We start from the raw sequence: 16,630 nt of genomic DNA on the forward strand, positions 1-16,630 counted from the left end.
CAACGCTCATGGCCGATCTTGGTTCGGCCAGCGCAGCAGCGCGGTGTACGCGACGCCCGCGAACGACTCGTCGCACCGGTGCTCGCCGAAGTGGTCCTTGGGCAGGGCGCAGAGCTGGCCTACGAAGTTGCCGTCGCCCGGGTACTCATTGCCGCACAGGCTGTCTTCGTCGGTTTCCTCGTCGACGCGGGCGGGCTGCTTCTCGTGGAAGCACTCGCGGCCGTCGTGGCCGGGCATGGGCAGCATGCAGCGGCCGTAGACGATATCGGTGTGGGCGCAACGCCGCACCTCCTTCGCCTGCGCCCCACCAGCGGGCCCGGTGAGGATCCGGACGGCAGCCCGGTAGCGGCGCGCCTTCGCCACGGTGGCGTCGTCCCAGCCGTGGATGGCGGCGGTCTCCTCCAGTGCGCCGTGCGTGCATGTCTCGTCGTGCTCGGCTTGTTCGCAGTCCCAGCCGCAGAGGATTGCCCACAGCCAGGCGTCGACCCGATAGGTCTGCCAGTCACGCGAGCTGGTGGCGAGGAGGGTGTGCAGGCCTTCGAACATGGCGGCGAGCGCCTGCGTCTCGTGTGCCGGTGCCTCGCCAGCCCCACCCGGGACAACGGCGGGCAGCTCCTTCGGCCGGATGAGCCGCGCCAGTTCGTACCCGTACTCGGCGAGTGCGTACTCGCCCTCGGTCTCGCGCAGTGCGGCATCGGCGGCGATCGTCCGCGCGGCCTCGTTGAGCACGACGGCCCCATTCAAGCTTTCGGCGTTTTCCTTGAACTTCGGGCCAGGAAGTTCAAGCGAGCCTGAACCGGTCTGCTGCTGCGCCTCGACGGCCATGCGACGCAGCTCGGCGGCGCCGTCGATCACTCCGCCGTTCCACGCGTCGCGGAACGTGTCGTAGCCGTAGTCCTGGCTGTCCGCTTCGTAGTCCATGCGACCCAGCGCGTCGGCGGCCTCGTTGAGCACGGTGGCCCGGTCGACGGACGCGGGCAGCACGGCCAACACCGCGTCGGCCATGGCCAGGCAATGTGGGAACGGCGGGTTGAGTTCCGTGCGCGCCAGCACCTTGGCGATCTGTTCCCGCAGCCCTGCCAGGTCGGTGGTCATCAGGTCGCCTCCGGCTGGTAGTAGTGGGCGCGGACGCGCCGGAGCCACGCCTCAACAACGGCTTCGTCGGGCTCGTCGGGTAGCACGGTGGGCTTCGCTGCGAAGGCGGCCTCGTGCGCGTTGAGGAGCGGCAGTGCGGCCGAGGCGTCGGCGGCCACGCGGTCGCCGAACTGGTGGTGCTCGTCGGGGTTGTCGACGCGGATGGTCAGGCGGCCGGTGGTGTACAGCTCCAAGCCCTGGTGGCAGAGCCGCATGAGGTGCCGGGCGTGCTTCGCGGTCCGCTTGCGGGTATCGGCGGAGAACGAGCCGTCGCCGCGGTTGCGGAGCCGCTCGAACTGTTGGGTTGCGTAGCCGAGGTAGGCGGCGCGGACACGGCGAGCGGAGAGAAAGGCGCTGCGGAGGCCGATCAGTTCGTCGCCGAGCGGTGTACGGATCTCGTACAGCTCGTCGGGGAGCCAGACGAGCTCCATGACGGTGGGGTTGCCGCCGAGCGCGAGACGGCACCACTTCGCTGCCTCGTGCAGGGTGCGGTCGGGGCCCGTGGTGACGTGCGATTCGGTCGGCCGCCCGAGGCCGTGCAGTTGCTCGGTGGGGACAGCGAAGATGCCGAGCCTGTCGATGTCCGAGCCAGTCCGGTCGAGGCCGTACGCGGTCGAACCGACGATGCCGGAGAGGAGAAGAGCACCTGGTGTCGCGGCCATCATGCGCCTACCGCTGGCTCGACTAGCACGCACGCTTCGACGAACCGGTCCAGCTCGTTCCAGTGGAGGGCGCCCGGCTTCTTTCCGCCGATGTTCTCGGTCTGGACCCACCAGTCGCCTCCACGCAGTTCGACGGCCGCGATACGCACGTCCTGCCGGACCTCTGGCTTCAGGGGCTCCCACACCCAGGCGGATCCCTTGCGGATCGGCCCCGTGGCCCTGAGCCCGTAGCCAAGAGAGAAGGCACGCACGTCGGTCTTCAGGTCGAGGAAGGTCTGTACGACGTTCCGGGTCGCGCCTGGCGGAACCGGCGGTATGGGCTGGCCGGACTGGTACACGCCGACCATCCGGACGCGGTAGGCGTCGTCCTCGGTGTAGACGTCCAGGACGACGTCGACGCGGTCTCGCGAAGTGATCACAGTCGGCCTCCTTCCTTGTGCTGGTCGACGTGCAGGTGGGCGGCGGTCATGCATGCCTGCCAGCCGGCGCGGTCCATCGCGGCCGAGCGGGCGACGAGCAGCGGCACGCCACCACTTCCGCAGGGGCGGCAGGCGGCGGCCCACGCGCGCACGGTCGGCTCCGTGCTGAAGCCGACCGGTGGGAAGTCGGCGGTCCGGACCTGAAGTGGCGCGCTCAAGGTGCTATCAACTCCGTTGGAAAGAGTGCTGGTTGGGGGTCGAGCGCGACAGGTTCGGGCCGCTGCGGACTTGTGAGCTTGGTGATCTGGGACGCGAACCAGGCGGTGATCAGGACGCCCCGGAGGATCTCCCGCTGCCTTTCGAGGGCCCAGAACTGCCGCTCCCAGCCCCACCGCCACTGATGTCGGCCGCACAGGCAGCACATGACCTCGCTGCCGATGCCACCTGTCTCCGGGTCGCGGACCTCGAACTTGACGATCTCCTTGTCCGGTCCGCACCAGCGGCACCCTCGGTCGGGGCAAGCGCGTCCTGTCCGCTCCGGGACGCTCACCTCGCTGGGTCGATCTGGTCGGCGGCATAGCGCAGGCCCGCGACAAGATGCAGCATCTTTCCTGCCTTCGCGAAGAGGTCGGCTCGGATGCGCAGCCGTCGCGCGACGTGGCGAGCGAAGATCCGGTAGGCGAGGTACCCGAGCGCCATCACGAGCGCGCCGGTGACCGGCACTACTACCGCAATCGCGCCGAGGACGCGGGCGCTACTCATTCCCCAGTCACCTCTGCGTTATCGGCCAGTTGGAGGCCGGCCCGTTCGCAGAACTCGGCGAGGGTCATCTCGCCGGCGTACCAGTCGCCGTGCTCGAACAGCGCGATGAGGCCAGCCGTGAGGTGAGGCCACGTTTCCGGATCGGGACTGTCGAATGCGTCCACGGTTCCGATGCCCGACCGGTAGCGAAGGTAGAGGTACTGGCCGTCGATGGTCCACGCGTCCCACTGCGAGGGCGTGGTCGTACAGGTTCGCACGACGCGGGCGAGGATAAGCGGACGTTCTCGTCCCTTTCGGGGGAACGGGCAGGTCGAGTCTCCCCCGGCGCAGCGCACACCGCTCATGGTGGCGACGTGGACGTGCTCGCCGTCCTTCACGGCCTGGTCAACGATCGCCGCCACGATGGCCGTCTTCCCGGTGCGGCGCGGGTGGTCCAGGAACGTTCCGGCTGCCTCCGCTCGCGCTCGGGCCGCCTCGGCACCTGCTGCGGCCCGGGCGAGTGCCTGGCTGGCCGTGCTGGCGCTCGTCGGCATGCGGTCGGCGAGCGCCCGCAGCGCGTCCCTGAGTGGGCGCGTGTCCGGCTTCTCCAGGTCGGACTCCAGACGCTTCATCCCGCGGGCGAACTCGGTGAGCGCGTCCGTGGAATGGATGTAGGTCTCCTCGATGACGCCGTCGGCCCGCTGCCGGATGTAGTGGTACGGACGCCACCGGCCGCGCTTCACCTGGTGGCGTGCTCGGTCGACTCTCGGGTAGGGGCGGTAGTTCACGCGTCGTCGTCCTCTTCTTCCGGGCGCAGCACCTGGTTACGGAAGATGTCCTCTGCGGGTACCACGACGAGTTCCAGGAGCGTGCCGACGGTGGGCTGAGGCTCCAGGACGGGCCAGTTGGTTGATCCGTAGCTGGAGTGGAGCCACTGCCGGGCGACGACCTCGTACTTGCCGCCCTGCTTCTTCAGCGTGTCCCACAGGTGCAGGAGGTCGCCGATCTGCGGGACGTCCGACGTGTGCAGTTTGCCGTCGGCGTGCGGGCTGCCGATGTTGACGCGGTCGTAGTAGAACTGGCCGTTCTCGGCCGGGGTGCGGATGTAGAAACTGCACGAGACGGGGCGCGGGTTCACAGGGCGCCGTCCTTGGCCGGTACGGGCTTGATGGCGTTGAGGAGTCGGATGACGGCGTCGATGACGTTGCCCGACAGGCTCTCTCGCTTCGGGTTGTCGAACGCGAGGTAGTGGAGCGACGGGTCGGTGGCCTCCGACCTCGACTCGTCGAGACGGTTGCTGCTGGCCATGTAGCGGCCTCCGTCGAGGTCGACCGCGCTGATGCACCGCTGCTCGATCCTGCCCGGGATGTCCTTGTACCTGGGCACCGACCCGTGCGCCTGTCGACGTCGGATGGTTTCCTGGACGGCCGGATGGGGGGAGTCGCTCGACAGTGCGTAGGCCTCGTACCGGAACGCGACGCCGATCAACCGCCCGAACCCCGGCCGCACCATCAGGTGCGAACCGTCCGGGAATCGCGGCATGCCGCCCATCCCGGCCGCCAACGCTGCCACTGCGGTGGGCGGGTGCTGGACGGTGCTCCATACCCATTCCGGTACGGGCATCTCGGCCAGGCGTGCGCTTTCAAGCATGCCCTGATGGACCGTGAACAGCGCCGGCACTTCGTCCCACACCGTGCGGGACTGCAGATGCCCTGTCAGCTGCGCCTTGATCGCCTCTATGGTTGTCGGGCTGATCACAGGGGGGTTCCTCCGGAGCGGCGTGTGCGGACGTTGACGTGTGTGATCTGGGGAGCGATGCCGCGCGGGTAGATGCCGCTCTCCCAGGCGCCGCGGTAGGCGTCGGCGAGCACTTCCAGCGCGCGGCGTATCGCGAAGCCGAGAGGGTGGCCAGCCTCCAGGAGGATTGCGAGGTCGGCGCGCGCTTCAGGAGTCAGCCAGTTGCTCAGTGGCTCATCCATCGGGTCGCGCGGCGCATCGGCTTCCTCTACAGGTGAGGCCTCCGGCGCGTCGTCTGGCGCGTGGGCTTCCGGTTCAGGCGGAGGCTGGCTCTGTTCCTGGCGGATCTCTTCGAGATCGCGGCGAATCGTGTCCTTGCCGACACCGATCTGAAGTGCGATGGCTCTGGCGCTCAATGTCGGGTCCTTGGCGAGGAGTTGGCGCACGAGCGCGCGGCGCACGTCGATGGTCATGGCGGGAGGCTGGCTCACGGCGTTGTTCCCTTGCCGTCGTTGGTGGCGCGCGCCAGGGATTCGGTGGCGCACGACCTGAGGGCGTGGGGGGCAGGAGTGGACTCGCCGGCGGGCGTCTGGTGGTCGTCGCTGGTGTCCTTCTCCCGTCCGGTGTCGTCAGCCGTACGGCGCGGCTTGTCGATCAAGCCCAGAACGATCTCCCGTGCCCCGCCAAGGGCTGCTCGGTCGTTGCTGCGCCGGGGCGAGTAGGCCCGATCCGCCTCGATGGCGTCGGTGATCGCGTCAGCCGCCTCGCGCAGGACTGCGACGCGGTCGAGGCGACGCAGTTCGGCCACGATGGTCTCGGTCGACGGCATGCCGATGTCGGTGAAGGGCACGTCGGGGTCCATGTAGGCCGAGGCCCACACCGACCAACCCTTCGCGGTACCGACCTCGCGGATCTTCGCCGCCCAGTGCCGCTCAGTCTCCGAGCGGGCCTCGGCCGCGACAGCGGCGAGGATCTCACGGGCGATCTGCGGCGCGTAGCCACCGTTCACCAGCGAAGTGACCGCGTCCTCGGAAGCGCTCATCAGTTCCACGTCCCGTTCAACTCGTGCGCGGCGACGGCCTCGCCGTAGGTGAGCTCCCCGGTCTCGTGCTGCGTCTCGATGTCGGCGGCGGCGGACTCGCGGCAGCCGTCACACATCCCGCACTCGTCGTCCGGGCCAACGGCGCCGCAGTCCGCCGGCTCACCGGAGGCGGGGCTGTCGCTGTCCAGCGGCTCGCCGTCCTCGCCGTAAGTCGGCGGGTACTTGGCGGCCCGCACGACCACCGAGCCCTCCTGGCGGCACTCGGGGTGCAGGCAGACGGTGGACTTGTCGCCGTGGGCACGCCACCACTCGCCCTTGCAGTCCGGGCAGCGCATTTTGTCCTGAGTGTTGTGGTCGGCGGGGCAGCCACAGGCATCGGCCGTGCCTCCGCACTTCGGGTTCGAGCAGTAGTCGCTCGGGTCGAAGGCCATCAGTCGGTACCTGCCTTCGGCTTGGCCTGCCAGACGCCGGCCGTCTTGGTCCAGGCGTCGTAGTCCTCCAGGGGCATGCCGCCCTCGGAGTGGCTGTGGTCGTTCAGGGCCGTTGCGGCGGCGAGTGCGAGGGTCGCGTGGACCTGCGCCTCGGCCGCCAGCGCGGCGCCGGTGACGGGGTCGGCGCCGTCCCCGTAGGTGTAGTGGTGGGCGCGCTCGACGAGGTGTTCGGCTTCGAGGTAGTGCTCAGGGCCGGTGGCCATCAGACGGTTTCCTTCACGGACTCGGCCGGCGTGCAGCGGGGTGCGCCCGGGCACGGGCCGAAGCCGTCGTGTTGGGAGCACTGGAGCTGCGACGGGTAGGTGTTGCCGCCCTTGTCCGGGTCCAGGAAGTCACTGGCAGCGTTCCAACCGTGGACGTCCGGACTCTCGGGGTCGGCGTCCAGTCGCATGTCCTGCGCGGCTTCGGCGACGGCTGCGCGACCGATGGCCTGCTGGTAGAGCAGCACCTGGCCCTCGGCGAGGACCCGGCGCAGGTGCTGGTCGACCTCGGCCGGGGTGGCGTCGAACCGGCCGGGCAGCGCGATGGGCGGCGTGGGCTGGCGGCTGGCGGCGGCGCGCGCCACCCAGGAGGCGATGACGGCGATGGTGGACCAGTCCCAGTAGGACACCCAGTGGATGATGTCGCGGTCGTACTCGCCGAGGTCGACGCCGCCAGCGGCAAGGACGTCCTGAAGGATCGTGGCCTGCTCGCCTGGCTCGCGGTAGCCGGCGGGCCGTTCGTCGACGGCCTCTCTGGGGATGTCGTGGATGGTCATGAGGGTCCCTCTCCTTGGTGGTCGACTCTCGGTTTCAGTCCCCGAAGCCGGGCAGTCCGGTGGTGTCCAGGCCCATCGGGGAGGTGGCGTTGTGCATCCGCTGGACGGCTTCGGTCAACGCGGAGGCGGCGCGGGAGGCGTCCTCGTAAGCCGCCAGCAGTTCGGCGACCTTCTTGTCCGCGTCGCCGCCGTTGTCGATGCGGACACGGCCGTGCTCGTACGTACGCCTGACGGGATAGGTGGCCTGCCAGAGGGCCTGGTCCAGCGTCCCGACCAGCTGGGAAAGGTTCCCGATCGCGCTGTACGAGTGGCTGGGGAACTCCCAGTCCTTCGCGGCGGACCTGGAGGTGTGGTTGAAGGAGCGGACGCCTTCGGCACACTTGGACAGGTGGCGGGCGGGTGAGGTCATGAAGGTCTCCAGGCAGCAGGCCCGGCGGCGGAAGCGAGTCAGTGCGCAGCGCACGGTGGCGTGTCCGGCCGCCGGGTAAACGGGATGCGGTTACCGGTACTCGTAGGCGCCGTGGCCAGTGCCCGCGTCCATGTCCGGTTCGCAGTGGTCCCGGTCGCGTTCGGCGATCTGGTGCAGCCGGATCAGGGCAGTGCGCACGTCGTCGTACCAGAAGGTCTCGTCATGGGTGAGGCTGAGCGCTTCGCGGGCGACGTCGGTGATGGGCCGGTTGATGCCGTCCTTCGACGCGTACACGTGCCGGAACTCGAAGCAGGTGACGCCGTCGGAGTAGGTGATCAGGACCAGTTGATCGGTCTCGTCGTTCTCGTAGAGAGCGTCGATCAGGGTCCAGCCGGTGACGTGCGCGACCCACCCGGCTGCGCACATCGTGGTGCCGCAGATCGGTTCCGCTTCGGGTCCCAGTTGCCCGATGTCCCGCAGCCCCACCCAGGTATCCATGTCGAAGGCGTTGGGGTAGTTCTGGATGCCGTCGAGTACGGCAGCTGCTACTTCGGCTGCTGTGCCGGGCAGGGCCTTTCCGGTCACGGTCGCGGCCATTGTTCAACTCCCTTTTGATGATGGGTGTTTGAGTGGCGGCGACGGGACTCGAACCCGCGACTTCGTGGCTTATAAGGCCAGCCCTCTACCAACTGAGGTACGCCGCTCCGGTGTTGAGTTGTGGATGGTGCGGGCCGCGCCCCGCCCGGGGGAAGTTCGGGGCGCGGCCCTGGGTGGCGGCCGGGCCAGGGGGATGAACCCGGCCGCCGGTCTTGGGTCAGGCCCGGGTGAGGAGGAGCAGGCGTCGGTGGGCCTTGCTCTTGGTCTCGTCGTCGCTGCCTTCGAGGGCGGCGGTGGCACGGGCGATCTCTTCGGTCATGGTCTTGCCGGGGCGGCGGGGGGCGACGTGGTCGAGGTAGCCGGTGATGGCGCGCTCGGCCGCGTAGGCGGTGGGGCCAACACGGTCGGCCTCGGTGCGGAACAGGCTGTCGAGGGCGCCGAGCCGAGTGGCGTGGTTCGTGCGCGTGCGGTCCGGGGCGTCGTCCTCCAGCGGCCACAGGTCGGCGATGACCTTGCGGAAGGAGTCGACGGCGATGTCCGTGCGGGCGAGGGCGGTCTCCTCGTCGGCGAACCGCTCGAAGTACTGGACGGACAGGCCGAGGGTGCGCCGCGCTTCCTTGATCTGGTCGGTGGCGCCTGCGGTGTGCCGGACTGCCCAGCGGGTGACGGCGTCGCGGACGGCGAAGCGTTCGGTGTTCGCGCAGATGGGGCGCCACGGGGTGACGACGCACTGGAATGTGCCGTTGCCGGAGTGGTCGTTCATGACGGCGACGTACGGGTAGACCACGTCGTTGATGCCGTCGGCGTCGACCGTGACGGTCTCGGGAAGCCGGATGGAGATGAAGACGCGGCGTCCGCCCCTGATGACTCCGGCGGACTCCCAGACGACGTCGAAGCGGCCCACGAGTTCCTGAAGGAACTCGAAGCCCTCCCGGTTCTGGATCGGCTGGTAGCGGCGGCCGACGATGCCGAGGGGAGCTCCGGTGTCCCGGCGGACGGTGTGGAACTGGTCGGCGTGCTCGTGCAGTTCGCCGCCCCACTGGTAGAGGGCGGGCACGGTGGTGACAGTGAAGTCGAGGCCCCCGGCGGTGAGCACGGTGTCGATGTCGGTGGTGCCGCCGGGGATGACCTGGCCGAGGCCGTGCCACGCCGGTGACGAGGCGTAGAGGGCGATCGTGCCGTCCGCGCGCGAGTCGAGGCCGTGGTTCGCGATGATCGCGTCAATGTTGCCCTGGATGTTGCGGGAGACGGTGAAGACCTCGCCCCGATCCCATCCCGTGAGTACCTCGTACTGGTCGCCGCCGACCGGGCGGATCTCTCCACGGCCGATACGGGCCTGGAACGCCTGCTCTCGGCTGCGCGCGGCGTCGATCTGGGCGGTCTTCTCGTCGGCGAATGCCGTGTTGACGTCGGTGGTAATGCTCATGGCGAACCCCTCCTGGAGGGCTTTTCGGCCCTTGCTTCGCCTTCAATCTTAGGACGACAATGCGTCCTACGGAAGAGGAATGTCAAAGAAAGTATCAGACAGTGCGATGGAGGCTCGTACAGGATGACACCACAGCCCAGACCGCACAATCGGCCTGCGGGCCATGCGATCATCGACGCCATGGCCCGCAGCAACTACGAACCTCCCGCCGACGCAGCGGCCCTTTTCGCCCAGATCAAGGCGGCTCACGACACCCTCCGCCAGCTCCGCGAGCCCCTCCGCGAGATGGCCGTACGCGAGATGCGCGAGAACGGCGCCACCATCGGCGACCTCGCCCGCCTCACCGGCTACGACGACGAGAAGTACCGCCGCATGGGACGGGAGGCCGGCATCGAACGACTCCGGCCTCCCACCCGCGGCCGGCTCACGAGCGACTGACCCTGTTCTCCGTCAGCAGATACAGACGATCGCCTTCGTAGCGGGCCGGGGAGCCGGAATCGCCGTCCGTGCAGGCGTCGTTCACGCACCAGGCCCTTGGCCGGTCGTCGTCCGCGCGCCCGTACACGGTCCGCTCACCGCAGGCGAGGCACAGCGCATGCCGGAAGTGGACGGACGGCCCGCGCAGGCCGAGGACCGTCAGCACGGTGCCGTGCCAGCGGGCCACCGTCCGACGCACCTCCGGCTCCCGGTCGGTGTTCTGCGCGCCCGGCTCCAAGGCCTTCAGCGCCCGGTACCACGACTGCGTGTGCTCGGAGTTGCGGAGCCCGGCATCGAGCCGGACGGCCTCGGCCTTGATGCGCTGGCTCCAGGACAGGGCCTCCAGGGACGTCGGCGGACGCGACCCGGGCGGCGCATGTCCGCCGTCCGGCGCCGGCCTCGTACGCAGGGGCAAGTGGTCGAGGCGGTCGAGCAGGCCAGGGCCGCCGTCGCCGGGATGTTCGTCGTCGCCGCGATACTGGTCGAGCAGATCGCGCACCAGGTCGTCGATGCTCATCATCGGCCCACCCCCCGGATCAGGGCGAACAGCTCCTCGACCTCCACGACGTTCAGGCGGCCCCATTCGCCGAGCGCGTACCGCAGGCGCACGTCGATCTGTGCGGCCGTCGCCGTCTGGATCCAGTGCACGGCCATCTCGCGGGCCTCGTCGGGGGTCAGCTCGCCCCGCATGGAGCCGCGCCCGATATGTACGAGCGGCTTCCCAGTTCGGGCGCCGGCCACAGCGTGGATGCGGAGCGCGGACGGAGTAGGAAGCACAGGGCGCCGCTCGCGAACCTCTTTGAGTACGGTCCCCAACATCTGGTCGTCCGCGCGGAACTCCTCGCGAAATGCCCCGATGAGGGCGATGTCCGTCTCGGCGGAGATGGCTGCCGACATGAGATCGCGGGCGGTGGCGAGTACCACGGGCGGCATCAGCAGGGCACGGATCGGCCCCCATTTCAGAAGGCAGGCCGCTTTCCCTGTGTCGTCGAGCGTGGACTCGATCCAGCAACCGTCGCACTGTTCTTCAGGCATCGCCGTCGCCCCCGATGCGCCAGTTCGGGCCGCGGAGTACGTGGGAGAGGACTTCGGGGCCGAACTGGTCGCGCGGCAGCCGGACCTTGGCCCGCGGGTATGCGCGGAAGCGCTCCAGGTCGAGAGTGCACACTGCGTCAACGCCCTGGCCGTCCGGGTCGGGCTCGTACTGGACAGGCCAGCGTGCGACGAGCCGCCGCGCGTACCAGCTGGAGGCGTGACGTTTCTTCCACATCTGCCACGTCGATGCCGGCACCTCGTACGTGACCCGCTGTCGGGCCACGACCTGCTCGGGTGGTAGCTCGTCGACGAGCACCTTGGTGCGCATCTCGAAGAGCAGCCGGTCGAAGACGGTGTGCTGAAGCGAGATATCGGCGTCGAGGAGCAGCCCGGCGTCGACCGTGGACCGGGCCGCGTACGTCCTGAAGGCCAGCAGGAGGGATTCGTCGATCACGTGGTACCGCCGAGGATGACGGTCTTCAGCAGTTCCAGAGCCTCCGTGCGGGTGAACCCGGCGTCGATCCATGCCTGGTACAGCTCGTGTTGCTGGACTGCGGCTGCGGCGAGTTCGGTGATCGGGTCTGGTATCTCGTCAGGCACCGCTGGCCTCCGGAGCATCGTCCGCCAGGTGCAGGCGGAAGCCGCGGGTGAAGCTGGGTCGCATGCTGATCCCTTCCTTCATGGTCATCGGCTGCACTTGGGACAGGCGAGGTCTTCGAGCTCGCGGCAGACGACACAAGTGGTCTCGTCGGAGTCGTCACCCCAGGGCAGGTTGGAGACGTCGGTGCCGCAGAGCGCGATGTCCGGGGTGCACGAGCACGCTGCGTGCATGAGGTCGTCGCCGCTGCCCGCATCGGCAACTACCGGTTCGGGTGCGAGTGCGGTCATGGCCGGGTCACCTCCAGGCGCCGCCTTCCGCCGCCGCGCATCTGCTGCGGCTGCACGTGATAGCCGGCCTCGCGGAGCTCGATGGTGATCGCGGCGAGCTGATCCGCCTCACCGGGGCCGTCCCAGAAGACGTGCACGATCCGGCGCCCGGACTGCGCGACGCGGACGCCCGGGTCCCAGTCGCCGCCCTCGAACTCGGAGTGCTCGTGCCCCTTGTCGACGAGGAACCGGTCGACACTCGAAGCCCTGATCAGGCGTCCCACGGTCACTGCTCCTTCGGAACGAAGTCGCGCGACTTGATCTTCGCCATGCGTCCGTCGGGGTGGTGCCAGACGAGGCCCTCGTACTCGCGGTCGAGGAGCCAGTCCCGGAGGCCGTCGTAGTCGCGCGGCGCTGCCTCGATGTCGGCGCGCTCGGCGGCCGGTGCATAGCCGTGCGGGATGAGGGCGTGGCAGTCGAATCCATCCGGGTTGCCGTTGATCTTCGGGCCCACGAGCTCGTATGTCCCGGGTCCGTCCACGTGGTGGGCTGCGGCCTCAGCGTGGATCTTCGAGAACGGCGACTGCGCCATCGGCTCCCAGCCGACGAGCTTCCCCGTCGTCTCGTCGTGCTCCTCGACGACGTAGCCCGGCGGGATGTCTCTGCGGGGCTTGACCTCGCGGCGAGCCCACCAGTTTCCGTGCTCGTCGAGCATCGTGCAGGTGCCGTCCCACTTGCGGGTCGCGAGGCCTTCACCGTTGATGACCCACTCGCAGCCAGGTGTGACGACGGGCAGCACGGTACGGATGCGGCCCAGGCGCAGGTCGCGGGCGAAGAGGGTGGGGATCTTACGCATCAGCTCTGTTCCTTGTTCTGGCAGTCGGGGCACGGTTTCGGGTGGGGTTCTCCGTACGCCTGGTTCCAGTTCGTCCAGTCGGGGACGTAACCGCGGTCCTTGCAGCGCGCGCAGGATGGCGGTTGAGGCGGGTCGAGGATGGCGTCCAGGCGGTCGGCGAGCCATCGTTCTCCAGGCATTTCCCGCAGCTGGTCACACAGGGCGCGAACCTTGTCGATGGTGCTGTCGGCAGCCTTGGCTCTCTGTGCCCACGCTCTGGCCTGTTCCACGGCGCGTTCGCGGGCTCGGGCCGCTCGCATCGCCTCGTCGAGGTGGTCGAGGCCTTGGCGGTCGTGGCCGGCGATCCAGCCCATCGAGCGGCACATGTGCTGGATCGTGTGGCGCGCACTGGCCAATTCCCCACGAGTCCACGAGAGTTGGTCCCGCACTTCTTCCGGGGTGGCGTCCGGCTGGAGGCCCGTACGCACCCTCAGACCTCCGTCGCGCGGGCAAGGCGGCGCGTCTCTGGTTCGGCGGGGTGACCGACAGCTTCGAGGGCACGGTTCACGGCGAGCCAGATGTGTGCTGTGCGCGCAGACTGGGTGGTCGGCCAAGCCCCGCGGAGGGTCGCTACGTACTCATTGACGGCCTTGTAGGCGCGCTGTCGAGGGGTGAGGTCGGCGCCCTCCGACTCGGCTGGCGGCACCGGGATGTCGGGGCCTCCCGTGCGCACCTCGGGGTGGTGCTCGCGAACGTGGTCGTCCATGAGGTGGCGCGGGACAAGCGCGCAGCTCTCGCAGTACGGGCACGGGTCCCGTACCTCGACCCCAGTCAACGGGCCCTGGTTCGAGGGGCCTTGGTCGTAGCAGCCGCCTTCTCCCGGGTGCTGGTTCACACAGTTCCCGCACGTGCTGCAGGCGTGATCGGGGTTCGTGCAGTTCGGCGCCGGAACTCGGCCGTACTTCACTTCGCCGTCGACCATCGGGTACAGGGCGACGGTGTCCGACCAGTGGAAGCCGCGCTCGTCGATGTGGTCGCCGTGGTGCCGACCGGCCCGGATGCACAGCCGGGGGGCCTGGTGGCCGTGGTACTGCGCGGAGCACTCGGTGGAAGGCACGACCTCGTCGGAGTCGGCCCACCCGGGCAGCGTGCAGTCCTGTGCGTTCTCGGACACGCACGCCTCGGGGTTGTTGAGAGCCTCCAGCAGTTCGGCCCCGGCGGACCGTACGAGGAACAGCGACGATCCGTGGGCGCCCTGCCAGCAGTAGGCGAGCGCGAATGCCCGGCCAGCCATGTTTCGCCAGCGGTCGCGCTCGCCCAGGCACTGGTCGACGACGGGCATGACGATGTCGGTCAGTTCGTCGATGCCCTGCCGCTCGTCTTCGTCGGGGAGCCGTTCGTGAACGAACTGCTGCTGGAGCGCGTGGCAGACCTGCCGGCGCAGGGACACCCGCTCTGCTTCGCCGCCGGCTATCCAGCCAGGTACGTCGAAGGCCGCGGCGATGTCGGCGCGCAGCTCTGCGTCTGCGGACTCCTGGTCCGCGGTCCACACGATGCGGGTTGCTCCGTCGTGGCCGTGGATCTTCGTAATGGGGCGGGTGCCCTTGTGGTGCCAGACGTCGGTCTTCGGCTCCCACATGGGCGCCTGGTCGAGCCAGTGGGTAACGACCCAGCCGTCGGAGAACTGCACCCCTTCGGCGACGACGCCTGTACCGGAGATCCCGGAGACGTCCTGGTCGCGGACGACGCGGAACGTCGCGAGGGTCGGGTGTGCGCTGTCGCTCATCGCGGAGTTCCTTCGGGCAGGGGCGACCACGCCTCGCGCGGGCGCGGGATGGGCAGCGTGAGCGTCGTCTCGGTTACGGGGTCGAGGAGCTTCGCGACGGGAATGCGCGGGATCTGCAAGGTGTCGTCGTCCGGCAAGGGCACGATGGTGTTGACGACGCCGTCGAGGGAGACTTCGGCGCCGTCCTGGCGAGTTCCCCAGCCGGTTCGGGCGCAGGTGGCCATGCCGTACCAGCGCATGGCGCGCAGGACGGTCCACGAGCCGAGGACGGCCAGCGGCATCAGCAGCCAGGTCACGGCGCGCTCGCGGATGCGCTCGTCGCTGCGGATGACGCCGAGGTAGCGCAGCGCCTGCGCCCAGCCGATGAGGAGCAGCACGACGAGGAATGTGGCCGAGGGCCGGTTCCCGTACCGGAGGGGTTCGACGAGGAGCAGCCAGCCCAGGACCGTGGTGGACAGGGCGACGGTGAACCAGCGGGTGACGTGCGCCCAGTACGCGTAGCCGGTGACCGGGAGGTAGCGCAGCCTCCAGAGCGATCTGATCGTCGAGCCGCGCATCCACCGCATGTACATGCGGGCGAAGTGGCTGGCGCGCTCGGGCAGCGCGGTGAAGACGATCGCGGTGTGCTGCTGGACGGTCCGGCCGCGCAGCAGCGCATACAGGGTCAGCAGCGAGTCGTCGGAGAACATGACGGGGCGGCCCCGGAACGTCTCGTTGAGGTAGCTGTCGAGGTTGTCCCGGATCACTGCGGCCCGGTAGGCGGCGAGGGGGCCGCTGTTGACGAGGACGCTGCCCATCGCGGACAGCGCCGAGCGGTCGGTGAGCTGCCCGGTGGTGAACCAGAGGTCCGTGACCCGGGTGAGGAGGTTCGTCCGGTGGTTCGTTGCGAGGACGATCCCGGCGACCGACTGCACCCGATGCCGGGCGAGCGGCAGCAGGATCTCCTCGATGGCGGTCGGTGCGAGGCAGGAGTCCGAGTCGACGGTGATGTACACGTCCGCGTCCGGGCTGGCGTGGACGCCGGCGGCCTGGGCGTGCCGCTTGCCCGCGTTGGGCTGGCGGTGCCAGGTCGTCGCGATGCCGGAGGCCGCCGTGGCCGCCTCCCACCACTGCCTGACGGCCGCGTAGTCGATGACCTCGACGATGTTCCGCTCGTCGTCACGGATGCCGGATCCGTCGTCGACGACGTGCACACTGTCCGGCAGCCGGGTCTGGGCGAGCATCGATTCCAGGGCGAGCCTGAGGTAGCCCTCGTCTTCGTTGTAGACGGGCAGCAGGACAGCGACGTGGAGTTCGTTGAGCCGGCGGCGCGCGCGGGGCGACGGCCGGGCCGGGCGCTCGGCGTGGTACATGAGCGTCTGTCCGAGCAGCAGCACGAACGTGACGGCCCACACGGCGGCCAGCCGGGACCCTGTTGCGCCGCCGTAGTCGGCGGCCTGGACCGCATGTTGGGCGGCCCACGATGCGCCGGCCAGGAGGGTGACTGCAGCGGACAGCACCATGCGGGAACGGTGCACGCGTGCGGAGAGAGGTGGTCTCGTCATCGTTCGCCTGCCGTCTTGTGGCGGCGGAAGCCGAGACGGACGGCCAGGGCGCCGACGGCGACGAGACCTACGGCGATTGCGAGAAGCCACCAGCCGGTGATGACGGCTCCGCCGACGACGATGGCTCCGGCGACGGTACCGGTGTGAGCGAGTTGGGACTTGTCGGACACAGGGTTATCCCTTGGGGTGGTTGGTGGTGCCGAGCGCGTCGATGGCGCGGCAGGTCTTGAGGTTCTGGCGCTCTTCGCGGCGCTGCTCACGGAGTTCGGTGAGGCGGCTGGAGAGCATGTAGACGCCTACGGCGAGGGCGATGAAGACGATCAGGGCGATGACCGCGAACAGGCCGCCGAGCGCGGCGACGACGAGGGTCTGCCCGGACGTCATCGCTGTCTCCGGCCGCGTGCGTCGGCGTACACGGCGTGCGCGGCTGCGCCGGAGAACAGCACGCCGCAGATGAGGAATGCGATGGCCCACATGGTGAGTTCGCGGTAGACGGAGTCCGCTCCGCCGAGCATGCACGCCAGGGCGAGCAGCCCGCAGAACCAGCGGTCGGGCAGCGCGAAGAACGCGCCGATGAAGGCGGCCAGTGCGACCGCGATCGCGGCCCAACTGAGCAGGGACATCAGCATCCTTCAGATTCGAGGGGCCGAGGGCGGCCCTGGACGCGGGCA

Annotated in this window: 30 protein-coding genes and 1 tRNA gene; 1 reads left to right on the plus strand and 30 read right to left on the minus strand. The window is 69.2% G+C overall.

Annotation, left to right across the window (positions count from 1 at the left end; genetic code table 11):
- Nucleotides 1-6: 6 nt before the first annotated feature.
- The 17 genes from OC490_RS22010 to OC490_RS22090 all read right to left on the minus strand — a co-directional run bounded on the left by OC490_RS22010 (nt 7) and on the right by OC490_RS22090 (nt 9,415).
- Nucleotides 7-1,095 carry a hypothetical protein gene (locus OC490_RS22010; RefSeq protein ID WP_262059692.1) on the minus strand — a complete coding sequence of 363 codons (1,089 nt, stop codon included), beginning with the start codon at nt 1,093-1,095 and terminating at the stop codon, nt 7-9.
- Nucleotides 1,095-1,799, minus strand: coding sequence for a nucleotidyltransferase domain-containing protein (locus OC490_RS22015; RefSeq protein ID WP_262059693.1), 705 nt, complete (start codon nt 1,797-1,799; stop codon nt 1,095-1,097). Before OC490_RS22015 ends, OC490_RS22010 begins: the two co-directional genes overlap by 1 nt.
- A complete protein-coding gene (locus OC490_RS22020; protein ID WP_262059694.1) occupies nt 1,796-2,215 on the minus strand; it encodes a hypothetical protein in 420 nt (139 codons plus the stop codon). The genes OC490_RS22015 and OC490_RS22020 overlap by 4 nt, the downstream gene beginning before the upstream one ends.
- The gene (locus tag OC490_RS22025; protein WP_262059695.1) at nt 2,212-2,433 is read right to left on the minus strand and encodes a hypothetical protein; all 222 of its coding nucleotides are present in this window, start codon (nt 2,431-2,433) and stop codon (nt 2,212-2,214) included. Before OC490_RS22025 ends, OC490_RS22020 begins: the two co-directional genes overlap by 4 nt.
- Nucleotides 2,434-2,761: 328 nt before the next feature.
- Nucleotides 2,762-2,977: a hypothetical protein gene (locus OC490_RS22030; protein WP_262059696.1), complete on the minus strand. Its 216-nt coding sequence runs from the start codon at nt 2,975-2,977 to the stop codon at nt 2,762-2,764.
- Entirely contained in the window at nt 2,974-3,744 is a 771-nt protein-coding gene (locus OC490_RS22035) for a hypothetical protein (RefSeq protein ID WP_262059697.1), read from the minus strand. Before OC490_RS22035 ends, OC490_RS22030 begins: the two co-directional genes overlap by 4 nt.
- Nucleotides 3,741-4,094, minus strand: a complete 354-nt coding sequence (locus tag OC490_RS22040; RefSeq protein WP_262059698.1) for a hypothetical protein — start codon at nt 4,092-4,094, stop codon at nt 3,741-3,743. The genes OC490_RS22035 and OC490_RS22040 overlap by 4 nt, the downstream gene beginning before the upstream one ends.
- A complete protein-coding gene (locus tag OC490_RS22045; protein ID WP_262059699.1) occupies nt 4,091-4,714 on the minus strand; it encodes a hypothetical protein in 624 nt (207 codons plus the stop codon). Before OC490_RS22045 ends, OC490_RS22040 begins: the two co-directional genes overlap by 4 nt.
- Nucleotides 4,711-5,166: a helix-turn-helix domain-containing protein gene (locus OC490_RS22050; protein WP_262059700.1), complete on the minus strand. Its 456-nt coding sequence runs from the start codon at nt 5,164-5,166 to the stop codon at nt 4,711-4,713. Before OC490_RS22050 ends, OC490_RS22045 begins: the two co-directional genes overlap by 4 nt.
- A 14-nt stretch (nt 5,167-5,180) precedes the next feature.
- Complete coding sequence (locus tag OC490_RS22055) at nt 5,181-5,735, minus strand: hypothetical protein (RefSeq protein WP_262059701.1); 555 nt, start codon at nt 5,733-5,735, stop codon at nt 5,181-5,183.
- Nucleotides 5,735-6,166, minus strand: coding sequence for a hypothetical protein (locus tag OC490_RS22060; protein WP_262059702.1), 432 nt, complete (start codon nt 6,164-6,166; stop codon nt 5,735-5,737). The genes OC490_RS22055 and OC490_RS22060 overlap by 1 nt, the downstream gene beginning before the upstream one ends.
- Nucleotides 6,166-6,429 carry a hypothetical protein gene (locus tag OC490_RS22065; RefSeq protein ID WP_262059703.1) on the minus strand — a complete coding sequence of 88 codons (264 nt, stop codon included), beginning with the start codon at nt 6,427-6,429 and terminating at the stop codon, nt 6,166-6,168. Before OC490_RS22065 ends, OC490_RS22060 begins: the two co-directional genes overlap by 1 nt.
- A complete protein-coding gene (locus OC490_RS22070) occupies nt 6,429-6,983 on the minus strand; it encodes a hypothetical protein (protein WP_262059704.1) in 555 nt (184 codons plus the stop codon). Before OC490_RS22070 ends, OC490_RS22065 begins: the two co-directional genes overlap by 1 nt.
- A 34-nt stretch (nt 6,984-7,017) precedes the next feature.
- Nucleotides 7,018-7,392, minus strand: coding sequence for a hypothetical protein (locus tag OC490_RS22075; RefSeq protein ID WP_262059705.1), 375 nt, complete (start codon nt 7,390-7,392; stop codon nt 7,018-7,020).
- A gap of 90 nt (nt 7,393-7,482) precedes the next feature.
- On the minus strand, nt 7,483-7,989 hold the full coding sequence (locus OC490_RS22080) for a hypothetical protein (protein WP_262059706.1): 507 nt from the start codon (nt 7,987-7,989) through the stop codon (nt 7,483-7,485).
- Between the two features lie 33 nt (nt 7,990-8,022).
- A tRNA-Ile gene (locus OC490_RS22085) sits at nt 8,023-8,095 on the minus strand.
- Nucleotides 8,096-8,206: 111 nt separating this feature from the next.
- Nucleotides 8,207-9,415, minus strand: coding sequence for a DUF932 domain-containing protein (locus tag OC490_RS22090; protein ID WP_262059707.1), 1,209 nt, complete (start codon nt 9,413-9,415; stop codon nt 8,207-8,209).
- 180 nt (nt 9,416-9,595) lie between these two features.
- On the opposite strand from OC490_RS22090, the gene OC490_RS22095 reads away from it, so the two are divergent.
- Complete coding sequence (locus OC490_RS22095) at nt 9,596-9,853, plus strand: hypothetical protein (protein ID WP_262059708.1); 258 nt, start codon at nt 9,596-9,598, stop codon at nt 9,851-9,853.
- Here OC490_RS22095 and OC490_RS22100 read toward each other — a convergent pair.
- From OC490_RS22100 to OC490_RS22160, 13 genes are all read right to left on the minus strand, one after another.
- Complete coding sequence (locus OC490_RS22100) at nt 9,840-10,412, minus strand: hypothetical protein (RefSeq protein ID WP_262059709.1); 573 nt, start codon at nt 10,410-10,412, stop codon at nt 9,840-9,842. The two genes, OC490_RS22095 and OC490_RS22100, sit on opposite strands and share 14 nt — an antisense overlap.
- Nucleotides 10,409-10,927, minus strand: coding sequence for a hypothetical protein (locus tag OC490_RS22105; RefSeq protein ID WP_262059710.1), 519 nt, complete (start codon nt 10,925-10,927; stop codon nt 10,409-10,411). The genes OC490_RS22100 and OC490_RS22105 overlap by 4 nt, the downstream gene beginning before the upstream one ends.
- On the minus strand, nt 10,920-11,381 hold the full coding sequence (locus OC490_RS22110; protein ID WP_262059711.1) for a hypothetical protein: 462 nt from the start codon (nt 11,379-11,381) through the stop codon (nt 10,920-10,922). Before OC490_RS22110 ends, OC490_RS22105 begins: the two co-directional genes overlap by 8 nt.
- Nucleotides 11,378-11,527: a hypothetical protein gene (locus tag OC490_RS22115; RefSeq protein WP_262059712.1), complete on the minus strand. Its 150-nt coding sequence runs from the start codon at nt 11,525-11,527 to the stop codon at nt 11,378-11,380. Before OC490_RS22115 ends, OC490_RS22110 begins: the two co-directional genes overlap by 4 nt.
- A gap of 84 nt (nt 11,528-11,611) precedes the next feature.
- Nucleotides 11,612-11,815: a hypothetical protein gene (locus OC490_RS22120; protein ID WP_262059713.1), complete on the minus strand. Its 204-nt coding sequence runs from the start codon at nt 11,813-11,815 to the stop codon at nt 11,612-11,614.
- Nucleotides 11,812-12,078, minus strand: coding sequence for a hypothetical protein (locus OC490_RS22125; protein WP_262059714.1), 267 nt, complete (start codon nt 12,076-12,078; stop codon nt 11,812-11,814). Before OC490_RS22125 ends, OC490_RS22120 begins: the two co-directional genes overlap by 4 nt.
- 2 nt (nt 12,079-12,080) lie before the next feature.
- Entirely contained in the window at nt 12,081-12,650 is a 570-nt protein-coding gene (locus OC490_RS22130; RefSeq protein WP_262059715.1) for a hypothetical protein, read from the minus strand.
- Complete coding sequence (locus tag OC490_RS22135) at nt 12,650-13,015, minus strand: hypothetical protein (RefSeq protein WP_262059716.1); 366 nt, start codon at nt 13,013-13,015, stop codon at nt 12,650-12,652. Before OC490_RS22135 ends, OC490_RS22130 begins: the two co-directional genes overlap by 1 nt.
- 104 nt (nt 13,016-13,119) lie before the next feature.
- The gene (locus tag OC490_RS22140) at nt 13,120-14,415 is read right to left on the minus strand and encodes a hypothetical protein (protein WP_262059717.1); all 1,296 of its coding nucleotides are present in this window, start codon (nt 14,413-14,415) and stop codon (nt 13,120-13,122) included.
- Nucleotides 14,412-15,917 carry a glycosyltransferase family 2 protein gene (locus tag OC490_RS22145; protein ID WP_262059718.1) on the minus strand — a complete coding sequence of 502 codons (1,506 nt, stop codon included), beginning with the start codon at nt 15,915-15,917 and terminating at the stop codon, nt 14,412-14,414. Before OC490_RS22145 ends, OC490_RS22140 begins: the two co-directional genes overlap by 4 nt.
- Nucleotides 15,918-15,955: 38 nt before the next feature.
- Complete coding sequence (locus OC490_RS22150; protein ID WP_262059719.1) at nt 15,956-16,129, minus strand: DUF4381 domain-containing protein; 174 nt, start codon at nt 16,127-16,129, stop codon at nt 15,956-15,958.
- A gap of 4 nt (nt 16,130-16,133) precedes the next feature.
- Nucleotides 16,134-16,343 carry a hypothetical protein gene (locus OC490_RS22155; RefSeq protein WP_262059720.1) on the minus strand — a complete coding sequence of 70 codons (210 nt, stop codon included), beginning with the start codon at nt 16,341-16,343 and terminating at the stop codon, nt 16,134-16,136.
- On the minus strand, nt 16,340-16,582 hold the full coding sequence (locus OC490_RS22160) for a hypothetical protein (RefSeq protein WP_262059721.1): 243 nt from the start codon (nt 16,580-16,582) through the stop codon (nt 16,340-16,342). Before OC490_RS22160 ends, OC490_RS22155 begins: the two co-directional genes overlap by 4 nt.
- Between the last annotated feature and the right edge of the window lie 48 nt (nt 16,583-16,630).

It is taken from the genome of Streptomyces sp. STR69, from assembly GCF_024519455.1.
Lineage (GTDB): Bacteria > Actinomycetota > Actinomycetes > Streptomycetales > Streptomycetaceae > Streptomyces.